Origin of the sequence: Nonomuraea sp. NPDC049129 (genome assembly GCF_040648495.1) — a bacterium.
Taxonomy (GTDB): domain Bacteria; phylum Actinomycetota; class Actinomycetes; order Streptosporangiales; family Streptosporangiaceae; genus Nonomuraea.
In genome coordinates, this window is record NZ_JBEZDU010000026.1 from 128690 (window position 1) to 148368 (window position 19679).

The following is a 19679-nucleotide window of genomic DNA, read 5'->3' on the forward strand; positions in this document are numbered from 1 at the left end:
GCGTCGATGCCGCCTGGGAACCCATCACCCAACGGGGGCGGTGCGTGAGTAAGCTCACCGCGACCGCCCCGTGCACCACCCACGCCGCCATGGTGGAGAAAACGGGCGAGGTAGTCCCTCAGGCGCTGCTGGCGCGGCGGGTGGCTTGGCTGACCGCTCTGGCGCGGGATCTGGCCGGCTGCTTGGTCGCAGCCCGGTGGAATCCGGCTGATCTGGATGGGCTGGCCGGCGGGGTGGGGCTGGACGGGCGAGTGTTGCCGTCGAAGGGCTGGATGGCTGTTCGGCGGCTGGGCTGGGGTGTGGGCCCGGAGCCGGGCGTGTACATCTGCGATCGGGTGTTGCGGTGCGCGCAGGAGCAGGCCGCCCGCCTGTTGCGGCTGGCGCTGCACCGGCGCCGCCTGGTGGAGGCGATCGTGGCCACCTGGCCGCACAATCCGGGTGCGCGCACCGATGCCGAATGGGACGCGTTGCGCGCGCTGCTGCCGGACGGGGTGACGGCGGCGGAGATCCGTAACCGGACCCGGCAGATCCGCGCCTATCGCGACGAGCATGAGGTTTTCCCGGCAGATCTGACCGAACTGGAGGAGCCGCCGAACGTTGCGGCGCAGGTCGTGCTGGCGGCTGCCGACCGGCAACTGCTCACCCTGGAGCGCACCGGCCACCGCAGCGCCCGGCTGCGGGTGCGGCTTCCCCTGGTCGAATCGCCCGCGTCCCCCAGGGACTGGGCCTGGCATGTGCTGCCTGTCGTCTTGCCGCCGACCGTGCCGCCGGAGGCGAGGTTGTGCGCCCCTACCTTGCGGGTGACCAAGGGTCGGGTGCGCGTCGATCTGCCGTTCCAGATCCTGATCGGCTTCGTACCCGCTACCGGTCATATGATCGGGTGCGGCTTCGACTGGGGCCTCAACGGGCTGCTGACCGGTGTGGTGGGACGTCTTGTGGCCGATGGGCGGGTGATCTCCGGCGGCCGGGTGATCGGCGATGGGCGGCCGCTGCTCTACGATGCGAGCGGTGTGTCGGCCAAGCTGCACCGACTGCGGGCCGAGCGTGAGCACCTGGCCGCCAAGATTCAGCGCCAGCAACGACTCCTGGCCGGCATGACTGCCGCCGACCCCCGCTACGCCGCGTTGAGCGCGGCCTACCAGGTCCTCGGTGTCGAACATGAGCGACTGTGCGCGCGCATCCGCAACCTGAACAAGGCGCTGGCCTGGTCGGCCGCCCGCTGGGCAGTCGACCAGGCCGTGGCCGCCGGGACGACGGTCATCTACCTGGAAGACCTGGCCACCCTGGAAGCACGCGGACGCCGAGGCAACGCGAACACGCGCCTGTCGGGGCAGATACGCGGGCAGATCGTCGAGGCGATCCGGCATCTGGCCGCCAAGCACGCCATCGCCGTGGTCACCGTCCCAGCCCGCGGCACCTCCCGATACTGCCCCCGGTGCGGGGACGGCACGTCGGTGCTCAAGCATTGCCCGGCCCCCGACCGGCTCACCGACAAGGGCTGGAGGTGGGCCTACTGCCCGGCCTGCGGCCTGTCCTGTGACCGGGACCGGGCAGCGGCCGAACGGATCGTCTCCCGCGGCCTACTCGGCCAAAACGCCACCCGCACCCACCGTTCCACCGGGGTGCGCACCATCCACGCCATCGTGGAGGGGAATGTCGCCCGCGCCCGCCGAACACGCAAGCCCACTCGTGCAGCCCGCCGCGCCCGCCGCACCCGAACCGACCTGCACCCCCGACCGGCAGCACGCGACAGAGCCAAGAACCGCCCCACCCCAAAACGGCCCACCCGCACCTCAGCCAACTCACGAAACAACCCGATGACGTCCAGCCGTGTGCCCGACCGGCGCACGGTGCCCGCCCCACCGCCCACCAGCGGTGGACAGCGTCCGGCGGGCCATGCACCCAAGCCGGGACGGCACCAGCCATACCGGACAGGACATGTCAGGAATTCTCACCACCGGACCGGCTTCCACCACGCCAAAGCCACCCCCGTGCTCATGCTCGCCAAGCACCGGGGCAGCCCAGGCCAGGCCACGCCCGTCCGAGTTGCCTGATTCCTTCAGGGAACTACAGGGAATTCAAGACGCTCTCCCGCTTCGGTGACTGACGGCCGCGACGATCACGTCCACCAGCCCTTCGACGACCTCCGCCCGATCCACCTCCGGATGCTCCAGCCACCAGTCGCCGGTGGTCTGCACCATGCCGACGAACGCGTGACCGAGCACCTGGGCGCGTACGGGCTCCGGCACCACCCGCTCGGCGGCCAGCACCCCGCCCAGCTCCTCGCCGAGGCTGCGCACGAGCGCGGTCATGTGGGAGCGCATCCGGGTGTCCTCGGCGCTGGCCCGGTGGAACAGGAAACGGTAGAGGTTGCGGTTGGCCGAGATCAGGTCCAGGTAGACGGTGATCGTCGTCCTGGCCCGGCCGCGCAGATCGGTCGCGGCCTCCTCGGCGAACCCTGGACGCAGGTCGGACGCGGCCCCAGAGCGCAGGTCGGAGGTTGCCCCGGCGAACCCGGGACGCAGCTGGGCGATGACCGTGCGCACGTGGCGGTCGGCCAAGGCCTCGTAGAGACCGCTCTTGTCGCCGAAGTGGCGGTAGAGGATCGGCTTGGTGATCCCGGCCTCGGCGGCGATCGCGGCCATGGACGCCTCGGGGCCCTCACGCAGGATGACCCGGTCCGCCGCGTCCAGCAGCGCCTTGCGCCGATCCGGGTCCCGTCCGCTCATCCGCCCAGGATAGATCGCCGTCTGCGCGGCAGCAGCGCCGACAACACCAGCAGGACGCCGATGACGGCGTACAGGCCCGTCATCCCGGCCAGGGCGCCCGGCGGCTCACCGGCCATGGTGCCCACCGGCTGGCCGGTGGGCACCGCGAAGCTCGGCAGCCGGCCCGCCAGGTCGAGCGCGACGTCGAGGTCGAACGCGAACAGCGCGGCGGCGGCGGTCAGCGGCAGCCCGCAGGCCAGCGCGGCCAGCGGCGACAGCCACGACCAGGCGGCGAGCAGCAGCACGATGGCCGCCACGGCCGTCAGGTAGCCGAGCCCGGCGGGCGCGGGCCGGAAGGCGGCGTACGCCGCTCGCAGGGCCCTGGCGCCCGCCTCGGTCAGGTAGTAGACGAGGGGCAGCGCGGCCGACCCGGCCACCGCGCCGATCAGATGACGCACCTGAGGGGACACAGCACCTTCGTCCCCGCGAGAACGGGATCCCATGTGCGCTCGCCCGGAGTTAGATTCGAAGGCATGACGATCATCCCCCGCTCCGGGACCGGCCCCGGCTCGATCACCCCTGACGGCTCCCCCGTCGAGTACTACACGCTGCTGAAGCCCCGCGGCGAGGCGGAGCTGGTCGCGGAGGTGGTGCCGCGCGGCGGCTCCGTCCTGGAGCTGGGCGCGGGCGTCGGCCGGGTGACGCACGCGCTGCTGGAACACGGCTTCGAGGTGGTGGCCGTGGACGAGTCGGCCGAGATGCTGGCCCACGTGCGGGGCGCGCGGACCGTACAAGCCCGGGTGCAGGATCTGCGGCTGGAGCGGCGCTTCGACGCGGTCATGCTGGGTTCGTACCTGGTGAACACCTCCGACGAGGACGGCCGGCGGGCGCTGCTGTCGGCCTGCGCCCGGCACGTGGCGCCCGGCGGAGCCGTGCTGATCGAGTGGACGCCGCCCGAGACGCACGACGCCCGGCGGCCCGGCCAGGGCAGGACGGACGGCGACATGACGGTCACGCTGGCGGCCCTGGAGGCGGCCGGGCCGGACCAGTTCAACGCGACGATGCGCTACACGCACCGGGATCGGGTGTGGACCCAGTCGTTCACGTCCCGGCGGCTGACGGACGAGGACCTGCGCGCGGCCCTGGCCGAGTGCGGGCTCCGCCTGGACCGCTTCCTCACCGAGGACCGCAGCTGGGCACTCGCCGTCCCCGGCCTCTCGTAGCCGCGCGTTGACACCGGACGCGCCGCGACCTGCCCGCGGCCGTCGATGGCAGTGTCTTCGTTGTTGGTCAAAATCGTGAAATCCATCAAATGTCCGGCAAATTCTCCCAGCGGGTCAGGCAATTATGGGCGCGCCGACGTTAAAAGTCTGACCACGTTTATCGCCTCCGTGGACACCCTTCCGCTACTCTTACCCCCTTTTCCGCGCAGAGCTGGTTTTCCGGGGAATTGCCGCAGCATTCGACGACCTTGACATGGGCTTGGCGGCGGAGGTTACTTGAAGTATGCCTAGATCGCCGCAGGCCGGCGATGGCTCTGCGGCGCCGAGGGCCGGAGAAGATCGAGTCGGATCTCTGCGGAGGAATGCCTATGGCGACGTATGAGTATCGCTGCCCCGACTGCGGACGATTCGAGGTGCATCGACCGATCGGGACCGCCGCGGCGGCCTGCGAATGCCCCGCGTGCCACCGCCCCTCCCGTCGAGTCTTCTCCTCGCCGTACCTCAGCCGGGTGCCTTCAGTAGTCAGTGCCGCGCTCACCCGCGAGGAGCAGAGCCGGGAAGCACCCGAGGTGGTCACGAGCGTGCCTCCCAGGCGGCGCGAACCGCCGCCGCACCCGGCACTGCCACGCCTGCCTCGGCCTTGATCAACACAAACCTTGATCAACACAAACAACGCGGCGCGTGCGTGTGAACCGCTCACACACGCGGCTCCGCCGGTCCGGAGGCGGTGAGAGGCCGCCCGGCGTGAGTGATGCCGCCACACGACAACACCAGGAGGTGCGTCGCTCATGGGAGCCGTCGGACTTCTCTACGTCGGCGCGGTGCTCTTCATCAACGGCATGATGCTGCTGAAGAAGATCGATCCACGCGCGGCGGCCATCTTCAATCTCTTCGTCGGCACCCTGCAGGTGATCACGCCCACTGTGCTGATCATCCTCAATCCCGGGGACCCGGCCCAGGTCCTCGGCGCGTCCGGGATCTATCTGTTCGGTTTCACCTACCTGTACGTCGGGATCAACCTGCTGGGCGGTTTCGACTCCACGGGAGTCGGCTACTTCTCGCTGTTCGTGGCCATCATGGCGCTCGGATACTCCTACGCGAACTTCCGGCTCCTGGGCGATCCGGCGTTCGGCGTCATCTGGCTCTACTGGAGTTACCTGTGGTTCCTCTTCTTCGTGCTGCTGGGTTTGAAACACGAGCAGATCACCAGGTACACGGGCTGGGTGACGGCGATCCAGGGGTGGGTCACGGCGGCGATCCCCGCGTTCATGATCCTGACGGGCTACTGGCGGAACACCAACCTCATCGCCTTCATCCTCGCCGTGTTCGGCGTGGTGGTCTTCATCGGACTGTGGCCGTTGACCCGTGGACGTGAACCCAAGGCGGCGGCACCGGCCGATGCGATGGGCGCCGGCGACCGGACACATCGCCCTCGGTGGACCTGACGAGAAGACCCGCGACGCCTGCAAGGAGGTGGTCGATGCGTTTCATGCCTGACGGCATCCGTATTCAAGAAAGGCATTCATCATGCCGAACGTCGTATTCAGCATCGATCAATCGAGGTCAATGCGCGACCAGAAAATCCCGGGACACAATCGATGGCACCCGGATGTTCCGGTGGCCGAGATGGTCCGCCCCGGAGATGAGTTCCGAGTCGAATGCAGGGAATGGACCGACGCCCAGATAGGCAACAACGATTCCGCGAACGACGTGCGGGACGTCGATCTGACCGTCGCGCACGTGCTGAGCGGGCCCATCGGGGTGGACGGAGCCGAGCCGGGCGATCTCCTGGTCCTCGACATCCTCGACCTCGGCGCGGTTCCCCAGCAGGTCGGGCAGGCACCGGGACAGGGATGGGGCTACACCGGCGTGTTCGCCAAGGCGAACGGCGGCGGATTCCTGACCGACTACTTCCCCGACGCCTACAAGGCGATCTGGGACTTCCACGGCCAGGTGGCCACATCCCGGCACCTGCCAGGTGTCCGGTTCACCGGCATCACCCACCCAGGGCTGTTCGGCACCGCGCCGTCAGCCGAGCTGCTCGCCTCCTGGAACCGCAGGGAGCAGGCGCTCATCGACACCGATCCGCAACGGGTCCCGCCGCTCGGCCTGCCACCGCTGGCCGACAACGCCATCGCCGGTACGGCGAGCGGCGATGTGGCGCGGCGGATCGCCGAGGAGGGCGCCCGTACCGTGCCGGCGAGGGAGAACGGCGGCAATCACGACATCAAGAACTTCACCCGCGGAGCCCGGGTCTTCTACCCGGTCCAGGTGAAGGATGCGAAACTTTCCGGAGGTGACCTGCACTTCAGCCAGGGCGACGGCGAGATTACCTTCTGCGGCGCGATCGAGATGGGCGGTTTCATCGACTTCCACGTCGACCTCATCAAGGGCGGCATGGAGAAGTACGGTGTCTCCACCAACCCGGTCTTCCTGCCCGGAAACGTCGAGCCGCGCTACTCCGAGTTCATGTCGTTCATCGGGATCTCGGTGGACCATGACACCGACACCAACTATTACCTCGACGCGACGGTGGCCTACCGCAGGGCATGCCTCAATGCCGTCGAGTATCTCAAGAAGTGGGGCTACACCGGCGAACAGGCCTACCTGATCCTCGGCTCGGCTCCGATCGAAGGGCGAATCAGCGGGATCGTCGACATTCCCAACGCCTGCTGCTCGCTCTACCTGCCCACCGCGATCTTCGACTTCGACGTACGCCCGAATGCCGAAGGACCTGTCAGGAAGGAGCGCGGACAGTGCGCCGTGACGAGCTGACCGCCACGGCATGACGCGTGTGACGACCCTGGAAGTGATCTTCCTGGTCGAGCGGCGCCTGAGAACGAGAACGGCCACCGCGCATCGACGACCTGTCGTGGGAGAGAGGAACACAGATCGCGCGGTGGCCATCGCGATCACGGCCCGCCCGGCGCTCGGCGCCGGGTAATATCTTCCCCTATTTATCCCCATAAGTCGTTTACCGCGCCAGAGTGCGCTCCAATGGACCGATCCCCCTTCCACGCCAGGCTTGCCGCCATTTCGACACACCCCGCGCAAAGGCTGTTCGACCGCCGCCGTCACTCCGCCAACGGTCAACCCCGCAGCCCTAGCCCGAAACTTGCGCAAACAGATGGTTATCCTCAGGTGTAGTCGCACAAACCCCTGACATGCCTCCCGACCTAGGGCAATTCCCAAACGGGTGGGTGCGCCTGCCACTCCGAAGGATTGATCAATGAACAACGACGCCGTGTGGGTCCGAAGCGTGACCGGCATCCAACTGCATCACACCACAGACCTCCAGGACGCCGGCCGATTCCTGGGCAATGCGGTGATGGCGCTGCGGGCCGCGCACGTACGAACCGGCGATGACAGGTACGCCGACCTCGCCGCCGAACTCAAGGCCATGGTGGCGGAGACGCGAACCCTGGAGACCCAGGCCCGGGAACGCATGCACGGCCTGCACTCGGAGGACCCCGAACAGTTCGTCCGCTGCCGCGAAGGCGAAGAGCCGTGGCCCGACGAGATCCAGGCGGGGTTCGTTCCGCGCCACACCTGCAATGATCGGTGCCTGTATCACGACCAGGACGTTCTCGACGCGATCATGCAGTGCATCTGCGCACGTCCCCCGTGCCGAGCATGCGCCATCGCCGGTACGCCGTGACGTGAGCCTTGCTTGGCGGGAAACCAGACCCGCGCCCTTTACAATGTAGATCACGCGAACGTCTCGATGTCCTGAAAATACTGGGAAATACTGGAACTCTTGCTACGCTCGCGCCATGAGTGACCGGCTGGACGATCTCGAGAGGCGGATCGACGAGCTCCGAGCCGGTGTGCGCAGGGCCATGCGGGTCAAGGACACGGCCACGGCCAGGACCCTGCGCGCCGAGCTGCGCGGCGCCGAGCGCACCTGGGACGCCCTGGTGAGCACGGCCCCTGCGGATGATCAGAAAGACAGCGAACCCGAGCCCCCGGCGCCGCGGCTGGTGACCGTGCGCGAGCAGGTGCATCAGGGTCTCCTCCTGCTGGGCGCCTGCGCTCAGCCACGGCTGATCGTCGCCGTGGGCGCGGCCTTCTGTGGCGGCACGCTGAGAAGCAATCAGCTCACCAGCCTGCGCCGCGACGAGGAACGCTCGTTCAAGTCCTCCCCGTACGGCCGCCCGTACTACCTGTGCGCGGCCCTGACCGACCGCCTCTCCCCCGCCCGTGGCCTGCTGGCGGCCAGTACGTGGCCACAGGCGCGCCGGATGGTCGGCCCGCTCAGCCCCCGCGTCGACTTCCTCACCTGCGCCATAGCGGTGGCCGAGCAGGTGACCGACGCCCTCATTGAGCCCGGAGGGGCGCGGCTGCTGGCCAGGATGGCGCGCAACATCCCCGGCGCCGCCGACGGCGATCTGGGGCCGCCCGACCCCGGCCGGGTCATCGAGGCGGCGCGGGCAGAGCTCGCGGTGCACGTGGAGCGCGACACGCAGGACCGCGCTGAGCTGGCCGAACGTGCGACGACGCAGCTCGGTGACACAGCGCGGCTGTTCGGCGCCGCTACGCTGAGCACTGTCGCGAAGAAAAGGATCACTGGGTGAGAGCGCGCAACAGCGAGACGAGAGGCAGCCGATGAACCGGCTTGACGCGCTGCGAGGCACGACGCCACCGAAGCCGCACGACGCCCGCGCCATCGCCGCGCTCGCGGCGAACCCCGGCTGCTCACGCCGGGCGCTCATGGACGGCGCCGGGATCGACAAGGACGCCGCGGCCCGGCATCTGGGGTTTCCCGCGCCGTTCGGCCAGTCGCCGTTCGCGATCACCCGCGGGAACGTGTTCGAGGCGCTGGTGAAGGCCGACGGCTGCGCCGAGTTGCTGCGCATGCTGCGGGAGCAGCTGGGCCTGCCGATCGCCGAGGTGGCCTATCACGACGTGGAGAACGTCGGCGCGCACCTGCGCCACGCCCACACCCGGGCGCTGTTCGACCGGGCGGTGGCCGAAGGGCACGACGCGGGGACGGTCTACGACCATCCGCTGCTCGCCCTGGAGATCGCCGGGCACGCCGCCTACCTGGAGCCGGACGTGGTGGCCTTCCAGCTCGGCGGGCGCTTCCACATCGTGGAGATCAAGTCGTTCGCGGTGATCGACGGGCAGGCGGACCCGGCCGCGGTGGCCGCGGCGGCCCGGCAGGCGGCGGTGTACGTGCTGGCGCTGCGCAGACTGCTCGACGAGCTGGGACACGACCCGCTGCGGGTCTCGCACGAGGTCGTGCTGGTCTGCCCGGAGAACTTCGCCAACCGGCCGGTCGCGACGCTGGTGGACGTGCGCAAGCAGCTGGCCGTCCTGGAACGCCAGCTCGACCGGATGACGGGGCTCGACCGGCTGCTCGACGTCCTGCCCGACGAGGTCACCTTCGACCTGCTGCCCGGTGAGGACGGGCTGCCGACCCGGTCCGCCGCCGAGCTGGCCGACGCGCTGCGCCGCTCCGACGCCCGCTACGCGCCGGACTGCCTGTCGACCTGTGACCTGTGCTTCTTCTGCCGCGACGAGGCCCGGCAGGAGGGTGCTTCCGACCTGCTCGGCCGTAACGTACGCGATGAGCTGGGCGGCGTGGCCTCCGTCAGCGAGGCGCTCGGGCTGGCCGACGGCACGCGCGACCCGGCGCCGGGCCAGGAGGAGATCGCCCGGCTCCTGCGCAACGCCGAACGCCTGCGCAGAGAGTGCCTGACGTGAGCCTGCTCACCTCGCTCGCCCGGCTGCGGGCCCTCGATGAGGGCATCGCGCAGCCCATCGCGACCGTCCGGCACTGCCATCTGTCGGCGCGGCCGATGGTGTTCATCCCGCTCAAGCTCTCCGGTGAAGCCGCCGCGCCGCTGGCCGCCATGCTCGGCACCGACCGGGCCGAGCCCCGCCTGCTGGTGGTCACCCAGCCGCGTAACCGTGATCTGCGCTTCGCCTGGGCCGCCGAGCTGGCCGGGTTGCTGCTGCCGTACATCCAGGGCTTTCTGCGCGAGACGGAGACGGTGGAGCGCAAGAACGCCGACCCCTACGAGCGGGCGCTCGACGCGCCGCAGCTGATCGTGCCGAACCAGGCGGGCGTGGCGTTCACCCGGCTGCTCGGCCGGTCCACCCGATTTCGCCGGGCCGACGGTCCCTACCCGGTGCCCACGGGGGTGCCGCTGCTGGGCAGGTGGCTGACCTGGTTCGCCGAGCGGGCCGGATATCCGGGGTCGTCGCTGACCATCGCGGCGACCGACGAGCTGGGCAGGCACTGGGCGAGCGGGCAGAGCGGCCTGGAGGACGCGAACCTGGCCGCGCTGCTCGCCTGGATCACCGAGGGACCCAGTGACGACGCGGAGGACCCGCTGATCTGGCCGCCCGCGGGACCGGTCACCGATCCGGGGTTCGACGCCGAGGTGCTGGCGCCGGCGATCGAGAAGGGCTCGGCCGAACGCGTCACCGAAGCCCTCCGATCCCAGCTCGAACCCACCTGGCGGCTCATGTGGCAGGCGATCGACCTGCTCGCCGGCCTGCCCGAGGGCAACAGTGTGGCGCAGCGGTGGGAGCAGGACCGCGCCTCCTTCAGTGGCCTGGCCGCGCAGATCGAGGACGGCGCGCCGCCGCAGGCCCGGCATGACGGCGCGATCGCCGCCGCCGCGCGCCTGGCGCGCATGGAGCGCGCCCAGGCCGCCTACGAGGTGCAGCGCGCCTACGACGACCCGCTGGTCATGGCCGAATACCGGCTGACCGGCGAGGCGTTCGCGGGCGAGGTCGTGGAGACCGAGCCGGAGAACTTCGAGGGCGAGGGCCGCTCGCGCAAGCTGCGCCCGCTCGTGGTGGTCAAGACCGACGATCCCGTACGCCTGGCACCCGGCACCACGCTCGGCACCCCGCAGCGGCGCGGCCAGGGCGCCCAGCTGGTCGAGGCGAGCGACGGCCTGGTCACCCTGAAGATCACCAAGGGCATGGGCCGGGGCAAGACGCCCACTCCGGGGGCGGTGCCCGAGGTGGGCGAGCGGGTCTGTTACACCTCGCTCACCGACGACTTCCAGGGCGCGCCGAGCCTGCCCGACGCGGAGGCCACGCCGTGGACGCACGGCGGCCCGCCGCGCGAATACCGCCCCACCGACGAGGACGCCCGCGAGGAGTGGTCGTGACCGGCGAGGACGCCAGCCCGGAGCAGGCCATTAGTCCGGAGCAGGTCATCAGGAACGTGCTCGCCGACCTGCCCAGGAATCGCGGCGTGGTGGTCGACTCCCCGCCGGGGGCGGGCAAGTCCACGCTCGTCGTCCGGGCCGCCGCCCACCTGGCCGAGACCGGCGAGCCACTGATGATCGTCGCCCAGACCAACGAGCAGGTCGACGACCTGGTGACGCGGATCTCGGAGCGGCACCCGCGGCTGACGGTCGGCCGGCTGTCGGCGAGCGGCTACGTGCCGCCGCTGCGGCTGCTGGAGCTGACCGGTGTCACGGTCGGCACGCGGATCCAGGATCTCGGCGACCCCGACATCACGATCGCCACGTCGGACAAGTGGGCGTGGATCTCCGGCCGTACCTGGCCGTGGGCGATCGTGGACGAGGCGTACCAGATGCGCTCGGACAAGCTGCTGCGCATCGCCGGGCTGTTCGAGCGGGCGCTGTTCGTGGGCGATCCCGGCCAGCTCGACCCGTTCTCGATCGTGGACGGCGACCGCTGGTCCGGCCTGTCGTGGGACCCGCTGCAGAGCGCGGTCTCGGTGCTGCTGCGCCACAACCCCGACCTGCCGGTGCACCGGCTGCCGGTGTCGTGGCGGCTGCCCGCCTCGGCCGCGCCGGTGGTGTCGAAGGCGTTCTACCCGTTCACCGGGTTCCGGTCGGGCACCGGGGCCGGCGAGCGGCGGCTGGAGCTGGCCACCGGCGGCATGGGCACCGTGCACGACCGGGCGCTGGAGGAGGCGGCCCGCTCCGGCTGGGCGCTGCTGGAGCTGCCCAACCGCCACACCGTGCGCACCGACGGCGAGGCCGTGCAGGCGGTGGCGCTGCTGGCCGAGCGGCTGCTGCAGCGCGGCGCGGTGGCGGGCTCCGAGCAGGGCGAACGGCCGGTGACCGCCGACCGGATCGCGGTCGGCGCGGCGCACCGCGACCAGGTGGCGGCGATCAGGGCCGCGGGGCTGCCGCCGGAGATCACCGTCGACACCGCCAACCGGCTGCAGGGCCGCGAGTACGACGTGACGATCGTGCTGCACCCGCTGTCGGGCCGCCGGGACGCCACCGCCTTCCACCTGGAGTCGGGGCGGCTGTGCGTGCTGGCCTCGCGGCACCGGCACGCGTGCGTGGTGGTGGCCAGGGCGGGCATCGCCGAGCTGCTCGACGCCCATCCGTCGGCCGAGCCGGTACGGCTGGGCGTGCCGGTGAAGTTCCCCGACGGCTGGGAGGCCAACCAGTCGGTCCTGGAGCACCTGGCCCGCCACCGGGTGTAGCGGCGACGATCACGAAGTGAGGCATGTGTGACATCCGTGTACGTTCTCAACGGCCCGAACCTCAACCTGCTCGGCACCCGCAAGCCGGAGGTGTACGGCACGACGACGCTGGCCGACGTCGAGGAGATGTGCCGCCAGGAGGCCGCCGGGCTCGGCCTCGACCTCCGGTTCCGGCAGTCGAACCACGAGGGGCAGCTGATCGACTGGATCCACGAGGCCGGGGCCGAGGTCAAGGCCGGGCGGTGCGTGGGCGCGGTGTTCAATCCCGGCGCCTACACGCACACATCGGTGGCCCTGCACGACGCCATCGAGGGCGTGGAGCTGCCGGTGGTGGAGCTGCACATCTCCAACGTGCACGCCCGCGAGCCGTTCCGGCACCACTCCTACATCTCGCCGGTCGCGCGGAGCATCGTGGTCGGGTTCGGCGTGCACGGCTACGTGCTGGCCATGCGCGGCCTGCACCACTCCGCCCAGAAGTGATCAGCGGCAGAAGGGCGCCATGCCCATCGCCGACCGCAGGCCGCCGGTCAGGTGGCCGAGGAAGCGCTGGTCGCCGGTCCACGCCTGCACCTCGTGGCCGAGCGTGGTGACCCACGACCTGCCGCCGTCGTAGTACTGGCACCAGGAGACCGGGTGGTCCCTGCCGTGCCCGGGATGGCCGAGGTTGCCGCGGGTGCCCTTCAGCATGGTGCTCTCGTCGACCTGGGCCAGGACGCGGACGCGGGTGGGGGCCGGGACCAGGTTGTACCACTCGTCGCTGAACGTCCAGGCCGGCGGCAGCCCCGCGGTGGAGGCGTCGCGCCGATCGACCGTGCGCACGGTGGCGGGCTGGACGGGGCCGTGGTCGTAGAAGTTGGCCTCGCCGAGCAGCCCTTCGTACCAGGGCCAGTTGTACTCGGTGCCGAAGGCGTTGTGCACGCCGACGAAGCCGCCGCCCGCCCTGACGTACTGGCGCAGCGCGGTCTGCGCCGCGTCGTCGAGCGCGTCCCTGGTCGTGCTCAGGAACATCACCGCGTTGTACTTCAGCAGGCTCTGCGCCGAGGCGAGCTGGGTGACGTCCTCGGTGTAGTCGACCGCGAAGCCGTTGTCCTGACCCAGCTTGAGCACGGCCTTCACGGCCACGTTGTCGTCGTTGAGCGGCGGGTTGAGCCCCGGCCCGAGCACGGTGCCCAGGTGGGCGTGGCGGGGGCCGGCCGTGCGCGTGTAGACGAGCAGGCGGTAGCCCTTGGCCGGGTCGAAGTTGCCCCAGTCGTGGTAGCAGCGGGCGTCGGTGCCCCGGCACACGCCGCCGGCGGGCGCGGGCTCGTTGGAGGCGGCCGAGGCGGGCAGGGCGACCGCCAGCAGAAGGGCGGCGGTCACGAGCGTAGAGGGTCTCACGGGCACCTCCGAAGTCCACCAGGTGGATCGATCGTTCCACAGCGTAGCCAGCGCACCGAAGCCCGGCAAGGTCTTGTCTTCACCGCGGCACCGGCTTATTGTGCGTCCGTTAAGCGGATCTATAGGTCCATCTAGTGGACCACAAGAAGGCGTGGTGCCAGTGGAACGACGCAACTTCCTCCTCGGCGCGGCCGCGACACTGGCCGCCGTACCCGCTCGTCCGGACAGCGCTGTTCCCGAACAGGACGTTCCGCCGCAGTCCGCCGCCCTGGGCGCGGCCGGCAAGGACTTCCCCAAGGTCTGCGGCAACCTCGGCAACCACAACCACTCGCCGCTCAAGAAGATCACCGCGCGCAACCTGGACCGCCTCGGCGGCGCCTGGCACCTGAACCTGGAAGGCGGCAGCACCGCCGCGCCCCAGCAGAGCACCTGCGTCGCGGAGAGCGGCATCCTGTACGTCCAGACGACCCAGCAGAACGTCTTCGCCGTGGACGGCAGGACAGGGGCGCTGAAGTGGAAGACGAACCTCGGCACCAAACAGACCAACATGCGCGGGGTCGCGCTCGGCGAGGGCCTGGTCTTCTCCACCTCCGGCGCCAACATCGTGTACGCCCTGGCCAAGGACACCGGCAAGGTGGTGTGGCAGCGCCGGCTCATCACCGAGGACGAGGGCGGCGGCGACACCGGCGGCTGCGACCCCCAGAACGGGCAGTGCGGCGGCCTGACCGGCACCCTGGCCGGCGCGGTCGTCTACTGGGACGGCCTGATCTACGTCGGCATGCAGGGCAGCACCGGCGGCGCCCGTGGCCGCGCCTACGCCCTGAAGGCGGCCACCGGCGAGGTGGCGTGGACGTTCTGGGCGTGTCCCGGCGAGGGTCAGTTCGGCAACGACACCTGGGAGGGCGAGTCCTGGAAGACCGGCGGCGCGGTGCCGTGGATCCATCCCGCGATCGACCCGGACCTCGGGCTGGTCTACTGGACGTTCGGCGGCTCCTACCCCCGGCTGGACGGTTCGGGCAGGGGCGGCGACAACCTGTTCGCCAACTCGATCGTGGCCATCGACGCCAAGACGGGCAAGCGCAAGTGGCACTTCCAGTCGGTGCACCACGACATCTGGGACCTGGACAACGTCATGGCGCCGGTGCTGGTGGACGTACGGATCGGCCGCGGCGTGCGCAAGGTCGTCGTCTACGGCAGCAAGGCCGGCATGTTCTACTTCCTCGACCGGGCCACCGGTGAGCCGGTCCATGGAGTCACGGAGCGGCCCGTGCCCCAGGACTTACGCCAGAAGACCGCGCCGACGCAGCCGTTCCCCGGCGGCGCGCCGTTCATCACCCAGGCACCGGAGTTCGGCAAGGCGACCAGGCCGGTGCCGTTCTACGCCTGGGGCGGCCTCTACACGCCGCACTGGGATCGGGCGACCATCATCTTCCCCGGCGCGGGCGGCGGCGCCGACTGGGCGCACCTGTCGTTCAGCCCCCACACGGGCTGGATCTACGTCGGCTATGGGCTGATCAACTCCGGCTTCTCCAACAGCCGGGACGGCCGGGTCAACACCTCGCGCCCGCTGGGCGAGTACTTCGCCGGGGGCATCGCGGCCGTCGATCCCCGTACGAACAAGCCGGTGTGGACCCTCGACAGGGAATGGTCGCTCGCGCACGGCAACGGCATCCTCACCACGGCCGGGCGGGTCATGTTCCAGGGCGGCCCCGATGGGGTGCTGCACGCGATGGACGACACCGACGGGAAGATCCTGTGGAGCTTCCAGTGCGGCGCCGGGGTGCACACCAGCCCGATCAGCTACGAGATCGACGGCGAGCAGTACATCGCGGTCCTGGCGGGCGGAAACGGGCTGCCGTACCCGGACATCCCGCGTGGCGACCACCTGTGGGCGTTCAAGCTCGGCGGCAAGGTGGCACCCGCGGCGGCCCCGGTCCCGCCCAAGAAGCGCAACGACATCAGGGCCGCCGCCGTCGCCGGCACGACGGTCACGCTGGGCCGCGTCTGGGACGCGGCGAACCAGCGTCCGGGGCCGGCCGAGAACACCGTCGCCCAGAACGCCATGTCGCCGCAGCACCTGCGGGTGGCCAAGGGGACGACCGTCACGTTCGTCAATCCGGCGGACAACGCCTTCGCGCACGCCGCCGTGTCGTTCTTCGAGTACGAGTTCGACAGCGGTGTGCTGATGCCGGGGCAATCGTTCACGCACACGTTCGCCACGCCCGGCGAGTACTTCTACAACGACGCGATCTTCCCGCAGAACACCGGGAAGATCGTCGTCTACTGACCTGTTCGTCTACTGACCTGTTCGTCTACCGACCCGGAGTCTGCGGGCCGAGATAAGTCGGCCGGATCGAGGGGGGCAGGGGGCCCTTGTTGCGCCGCCCCTGCCCCGACTCCTCCCAGGCGTGCGCCAGGATGCCGACGCTCCGGCCGAGCACGAACAGCCCCCTGGCCAGCGGCGCGGGGAAGCCGAGCTCGGCGTAGACGACGGCGGTCGCGCCGTCGATGTTCATCGGGACCGGACTGATCAGCTCCTCGACCTCCTTGGCCGCCCGCAGATGCCCGCCCGGCACGACACCGTCCGCCACGGCCTCCTCCACCAGCCCGAGCAACGGATCACGGCGCGGGTCGCGGGAGTGGAAGCGGTGCCCGAACCCGGGCAGGTATTTGTCGCGGGCCCGCCAGCGGGCCACCGTGGCCGCGGTGTCGCCGCAGGCCAGCGCCTCCTCCAGCAGCTCCACGCACTGCTCCCCCGCCCCGCCGTGGACGTCCCCCAGCAGGTTGACGCCGGTGGCGACGGCGTTGTTCAGCCCGACGCCGCAGGTGATCGCCATCCGCGCGACGGCGATGGACGGCGCGTGCGGGCCGTGGTCGACCGAGGAGACGAGCGCGGCCTCCAGCAGCGCCGCCCGCCGCGGGTCGGGCAGGTCGCCGCGGAGCATGAGCCAGACCATCTCCGCGAACCCCACCCGGCCGATCAACTCCTGGACCGGCCTGCCGCGCAGCTCTATGACGTCCGGCTCGATCCTGGAGACGGCGGTGCCCCACCAGTCGGCCGCCTCACTCATGGGTGTACTCCTCGTTGTGCGCGCCGAGCCGCGGTGGGGAGGCCGGGGGACGCAGTGGTTCGTCGTCCACGAGCACGCCGTTGCCGGTCACGGTCAGGCGGCGATCGGTCCCGTCGGGGAAGCTCAGCTCGGTGAGGAAGCCGCGGTGGCGCAGCTGGTCGAGTGCCAGCGCCTGCGGGACGGTGAGGACGCGTGCGGCGGGCACGCCGTGACCGGACAGCAGCTCCTCCCACTCCAGCGCGGTCCTGGCCCGCAGCGCGGCGTTGAGCTCGGCGTTCAAGGGCTTCCGGTGGGCCTTGCGCCCCTCGGGGAGGGCGAAGCGCGGGTCGGCCGGCAGCTCGGGGCGGCCGATCAGGCGGCAGAGCGTCTCGAACTGCGTCTGCTGATTGGCCGCGATGTTGAGCGGCCCGTCGGCGGTCTCGAACGTGCCGGACGGCGCGGCGGTGGCGTTCTGGTCACCCATCGGCTCCGGCTCGACGCCGCTGACCAGGTAGTTGGACACGGTCCAGCCCATGGCCGAGATCGAGGCCTCCAGCATGGACAGGTCGAGGAAGCTGCCGCGGCCGGTGCGGTGCCGTCCGGCGAGCGCGGCGCAGATCGCCATGGCGGCCATCAGCCCGCCGATCGTGTCGCAGACCGGGAAGCCGACGCGCATCGGCACCGTCTCGGGGGTGCCGGTGACGCTCATCATGCCCGACAGGCCCTGGATGATCTGGTCGTAGGCGGGGGCCCCGCTCATCGGGCCGCTCTGCCCGAAGCCGGAGATCGCGCAGTAGATCAGCCGCGGGTTGAGCTCGCGCAGCCGGTCGCGGTCGTAGCCGAGCCTGGCCAGCACGCCGGCCCGGAAGTTCTCCAGCAGGACGTCGGCGCCGGTGACCATCGCCTCGAAGGCCACCCGCCCCGCCGGGCTCTTCAGGTCGAGCTCCACGGACTTCTTGCCCGCGTTCTGGGCCAGGAAGGAGGCGCCGATCCGGTCCCGGTTGAGCTCGTCGTCAGGGCCGAGGCGCCTGGCCAGGTCGCCGCTGCCGGGCAGCTCGACCTTGACGACCTCGGCGCCGAACAGCATCAGCTGGTAGCTGCAATAGGGTCCGGCGAGCACGCTGGTCAGATCGACGACCTTGACCCCGTCCAGTGGCAACTGCTGCATTCACGCTCTCCCCATCGCTAAGGCTCCCCATCGGTCAAGTCAGTGGATGATCGAACCCGCGCTCCGACATCCGCCCCGCCACCTCGCTCAGGTCCGCGACGAACTCCGCCACGCGCTCGTCCGTGAAGCGCACGGTCGGTCCGCTGAGGGTGAGCGCCGCCACGATTGCCTTCGTGGCGCCGGTGACGGGCACCGCGACGGCGGACAGGCCGGGCTCGCGCTCGCCGTGGCTGACCGCGTGGCCGTCGTCCGCCGCCTGGTCGATCCACTGCCGCAGCGTCTCCAGGTGCGCCTCGCCGTACGGGGAGGAGCGGGCGATCCGCGACAGGAGGCGCGCCGGCGCGTCCCTGAGCAGGACTTTCGAGGAGGCGCCCGCCCACATGGGCAGCTCGTCGCCGACCCGCACCACGTGGCGCAGCGGCTGCGGGCTCTCCTGCTGGGCGATGCAGATCCGGTGAACGTCCCTGGCGACGTAGAGGTTGACGGTCTCCCGCTGCCGGGCCGCCAGGTCGCGCATGAGCTTGATGGTCTCCGGCGGCAGCTCCCACGCGCTACGGGCCAGGTGCGCCCACCGCCACAGGGCGGGCCCCGCGGTGTAGCCCTTGGGCGTGGCCCACAGCAGGCCCATGTGCTCAAGGGTCTGCAGCAGGCGCAGCGCCGTCGTCTTCGCCAGGCCGGTCTCGTCGACGACCTCGCGGATCGTCAGGATCCGCCGGTCCTCGCCGAGCAGGGACAGGATGTCGAACGCTCGCTGAACGCTGCGCACGCCACCGGCCTCGCCGGATTCTGCCGGGAAGTTCGCGGGCACGGGTCCTCACTTGTCGGTCGAAGGTGAACTCCTGCTCACCCTCTCATGCGGTCCGTACGCTAACACTCGGTCCATTATACGGTCCAGACGTTCCACTACGCGGTTCCTCTTGCGCGGACTGAGATGTCCTCATACTTTGAGCAAGTCCACAGTGCGGTTCTGATGCACCACCTAGTGGAGTCGAGATGGATGCGATCTATCAAGCGGGCTGTCTGGTCGCCGGGACGTGGCTGACAGACGGCCCGGCGGCCGAGCGGACCGGCCCCTACCTGCGCCGGACGGTCAGCCGGGCCCGCACGGCGACCCCGGACGACATCACGCGGGCCCTGGCCTACGCCGGGCCGGCCGCCGGGGCGGTGGCGCGGCTGGCCCCGGCGACCAGGGCCGCGATCCTGGAGCGGGCCGCGGCCGAGGTCACGGCGCGCGGCGAGGAGCTGGCCCGGCTGCTGGCCGTCGAGCTCGGCAAGCCGGTCAAGGACGGGCGCGGCGAGGTGCTGCGGGTGGCCGACACGCTGTCGGTCTCGGCGGCCGAGGCCAGGGCGCTGGGCGGGGAGGTGCTGCCGGTGGCCGGCTGGGCGCGCGGCGTGGGCAACACCGCGCTGACCTGCCGCGCCCCCGCCGGTCCCGTGCTGGCGATCACCCCGTTCAACGCCCCGGCGAACCTGCTGGCGCACAAGCTCGGGGCCTCCTTCGCCGCGGGCAACACCACGATCGTCAAGCCGCCGCCGCAGGCGCCCGCGGTCTCGACGGAGCTGGTGCGGATCCTGCTCGACGCCGGGATGCCGGTCGAGGCCGTACAGGTGCTGCACGGCGGCGCCGACGTGGGCGCGCGGCTGTGCGCCGCGCCCGAGATCGCCGTGGTCAGCTTCACCGGCGGCGTGCGCGCCGGCGCCGCCGTCGCGCGCGCCGCCGGG

Annotated in this window: 19 protein-coding genes; 13 read left to right on the forward strand and 6 right to left on the reverse strand. The window is 70.7% G+C overall.

What is annotated here, in order from left to right:
- Positions 1-44 precede the first annotated feature (44 nt).
- On the forward strand, positions 45-2054 hold the full coding sequence (locus AB0B64_RS49115) for a transposase (protein WP_358194818.1): 2010 nt from the start codon (positions 45-47) through the stop codon (positions 2052-2054).
- Between the two features lie 24 nt (positions 2055-2078).
- Here AB0B64_RS49115 and AB0B64_RS49120 read toward each other — a convergent pair whose 3' ends face one another.
- Both AB0B64_RS49120 and AB0B64_RS49125 read right to left on the reverse strand, forming a co-directional pair.
- Positions 2079-2729, reverse strand: coding sequence for a TetR family transcriptional regulator (locus tag AB0B64_RS49120; protein WP_357953087.1), 651 nt, complete (start codon positions 2727-2729; stop codon positions 2079-2081).
- Positions 2726-3178, reverse strand: coding sequence for a hypothetical protein (locus AB0B64_RS49125; RefSeq protein ID WP_357953090.1), 453 nt, complete (start codon positions 3176-3178; stop codon positions 2726-2728). The genes AB0B64_RS49120 and AB0B64_RS49125 overlap by 4 nt, the downstream gene beginning before the upstream one ends.
- A gap of 63 nt (positions 3179-3241) precedes the next feature.
- Here AB0B64_RS49125 and AB0B64_RS49130 point away from each other — a divergent pair, with 63 nt between their 5' ends.
- The 10 genes from AB0B64_RS49130 to aroQ all read left to right on the forward strand — a co-directional run bounded on the left by AB0B64_RS49130 (position 3242) and on the right by aroQ (position 12842).
- Positions 3242-3931 (forward strand): class I SAM-dependent methyltransferase, encoded by a 690-nt coding sequence (locus AB0B64_RS49130; RefSeq protein WP_358194824.1) that lies wholly within the window; start codon positions 3242-3244, stop codon positions 3929-3931.
- 368 nt (positions 3932-4299) lie between these two features.
- On the forward strand, positions 4300-4575 hold the full coding sequence (locus tag AB0B64_RS49135; RefSeq protein WP_358194826.1) for an FmdB family zinc ribbon protein: 276 nt from the start codon (positions 4300-4302) through the stop codon (positions 4573-4575).
- A 144-nt stretch (positions 4576-4719) separates the two neighbouring features.
- Positions 4720-5376, forward strand: coding sequence for an AmiS/UreI family transporter (locus AB0B64_RS49140; protein ID WP_358194829.1), 657 nt, complete (start codon positions 4720-4722; stop codon positions 5374-5376).
- A gap of 82 nt (positions 5377-5458) precedes the next feature.
- Positions 5459-6706 (forward strand): formamidase, encoded by a 1248-nt coding sequence (fmdA, locus tag AB0B64_RS49145; protein WP_357953098.1) that lies wholly within the window; start codon positions 5459-5461, stop codon positions 6704-6706.
- 454 nt (positions 6707-7160) lie between these two features.
- A complete protein-coding gene (locus AB0B64_RS49150; protein WP_357953101.1) occupies positions 7161-7589 on the forward strand; it encodes a hypothetical protein in 429 nt (142 codons plus the stop codon).
- Between the two features lie 115 nt (positions 7590-7704).
- A complete protein-coding gene (locus AB0B64_RS49155; RefSeq protein WP_358194839.1) occupies positions 7705-8505 on the forward strand; it encodes a hypothetical protein in 801 nt (266 codons plus the stop codon).
- A gap of 31 nt (positions 8506-8536) precedes the next feature.
- Positions 8537-9637, forward strand: a complete 1101-nt coding sequence (locus AB0B64_RS49160; protein WP_357953104.1) for a hypothetical protein — start codon at positions 8537-8539, stop codon at positions 9635-9637.
- On the forward strand, positions 9634-11061 hold the full coding sequence (locus AB0B64_RS49165; protein ID WP_357953106.1) for a hypothetical protein: 1428 nt from the start codon (positions 9634-9636) through the stop codon (positions 11059-11061). Before AB0B64_RS49160 ends, AB0B64_RS49165 begins: the two co-directional genes overlap by 4 nt.
- Positions 11058-12362: an AAA family ATPase gene (locus AB0B64_RS49170; protein ID WP_357953108.1), complete on the forward strand. Its 1305-nt coding sequence runs from the start codon at positions 11058-11060 to the stop codon at positions 12360-12362. Before AB0B64_RS49165 ends, AB0B64_RS49170 begins: the two co-directional genes overlap by 4 nt.
- Positions 12363-12389: 27 nt before the next feature.
- The gene (gene aroQ / locus AB0B64_RS49175) at positions 12390-12842 is read left to right on the forward strand and encodes a type II 3-dehydroquinate dehydratase (RefSeq protein ID WP_357953110.1); all 453 of its coding nucleotides are present in this window, start codon (positions 12390-12392) and stop codon (positions 12840-12842) included.
- Here the strand turns inward: aroQ and AB0B64_RS49180 are convergent, their stop codons facing one another.
- The gene (locus AB0B64_RS49180) at positions 12843-13721 is read right to left on the reverse strand and encodes a ThuA domain-containing protein (protein WP_357953111.1); all 879 of its coding nucleotides are present in this window, start codon (positions 13719-13721) and stop codon (positions 12843-12845) included.
- 172 nt (positions 13722-13893) lie between these two features.
- Here AB0B64_RS49180 and AB0B64_RS49185 point away from each other — a divergent pair, with 172 nt between their 5' ends.
- Positions 13894-16026, forward strand: a complete 2133-nt coding sequence (locus AB0B64_RS49185) for a PQQ-binding-like beta-propeller repeat protein (protein ID WP_358194849.1) — start codon at positions 13894-13896, stop codon at positions 16024-16026.
- Positions 16027-16051: 25 nt separating this feature from the next.
- On the opposite strand, the gene AB0B64_RS49190 is transcribed toward AB0B64_RS49185, so the two are convergent.
- Genes AB0B64_RS49190 through AB0B64_RS49200 form a run of 3 tightly spaced genes read right to left on the reverse strand, consistent with a single transcriptional unit; the run spans position 16052 to position 18765 of the window.
- The gene (locus AB0B64_RS49190; protein ID WP_358194854.1) at positions 16052-16810 is read right to left on the reverse strand and encodes a citryl-CoA lyase; all 759 of its coding nucleotides are present in this window, start codon (positions 16808-16810) and stop codon (positions 16052-16054) included.
- A complete protein-coding gene (locus AB0B64_RS49195; RefSeq protein ID WP_357953117.1) occupies positions 16803-17957 on the reverse strand; it encodes a CoA transferase in 1155 nt (384 codons plus the stop codon). The genes AB0B64_RS49190 and AB0B64_RS49195 overlap by 8 nt, the downstream gene beginning before the upstream one ends.
- A 34-nt stretch (positions 17958-17991) precedes the next feature.
- On the reverse strand, positions 17992-18765 hold the full coding sequence (locus tag AB0B64_RS49200) for an IclR family transcriptional regulator (RefSeq protein ID WP_357953119.1): 774 nt from the start codon (positions 18763-18765) through the stop codon (positions 17992-17994).
- Between the two features lie 185 nt (positions 18766-18950).
- Between AB0B64_RS49200 and AB0B64_RS49205 the strand changes: the two genes are divergently transcribed.
- On the forward strand, positions 18951-19679 hold a 729-nt coding region (locus AB0B64_RS49205), incomplete at its 3' end, for an aldehyde dehydrogenase family protein (protein ID WP_358194866.1).

Bases quoted from the DNA above. Each gene is read 5' to 3' on its own strand.
- AB0B64_RS49150 (WP_357953101.1), top strand. From the start codon at position 7,161: ATGAACAACGACGCCGTGTGGGTCCGAAGCGTGACCGGCATCCAACTG.
- fmdA (WP_357953098.1), top strand. From the start codon at position 5,459: ATGCCGAACGTCGTATTCAGCATCGATCAATCGAGGTCAATGCGCGAC.
- AB0B64_RS49130 (WP_358194824.1), top strand. From the start codon at position 3,242: ATGACGATCATCCCCCGCTCCGGGACCGGCCCCGGCTCGATCACCCCT.
- AB0B64_RS49140 (WP_358194829.1), top strand. From the start codon at position 4,720: ATGGGAGCCGTCGGACTTCTCTACGTCGGCGCGGTGCTCTTCATCAAC.
- AB0B64_RS49195 (WP_357953117.1), bottom strand. From the start codon at position 17,957: ATGCAGCAGTTGCCACTGGACGGGGTCAAGGTCGTCGATCTGACCAGC.
- AB0B64_RS49160 (WP_357953104.1), top strand. From the start codon at position 8,537: ATGAACCGGCTTGACGCGCTGCGAGGCACGACGCCACCGAAGCCGCAC.
- AB0B64_RS49135 (WP_358194826.1), top strand. From the start codon at position 4,300: ATGGCGACGTATGAGTATCGCTGCCCCGACTGCGGACGATTCGAGGTG.
- AB0B64_RS49120 (WP_357953087.1), bottom strand. From the start codon at position 2,729: ATGAGCGGACGGGACCCGGATCGGCGCAAGGCGCTGCTGGACGCGGCG.
- AB0B64_RS49190 (WP_358194854.1), bottom strand. From the start codon at position 16,810: ATGAGTGAGGCGGCCGACTGGTGGGGCACCGCCGTCTCCAGGATCGAG.
- AB0B64_RS49155 (WP_358194839.1), top strand. From the start codon at position 7,705: ATGAGTGACCGGCTGGACGATCTCGAGAGGCGGATCGACGAGCTCCGA.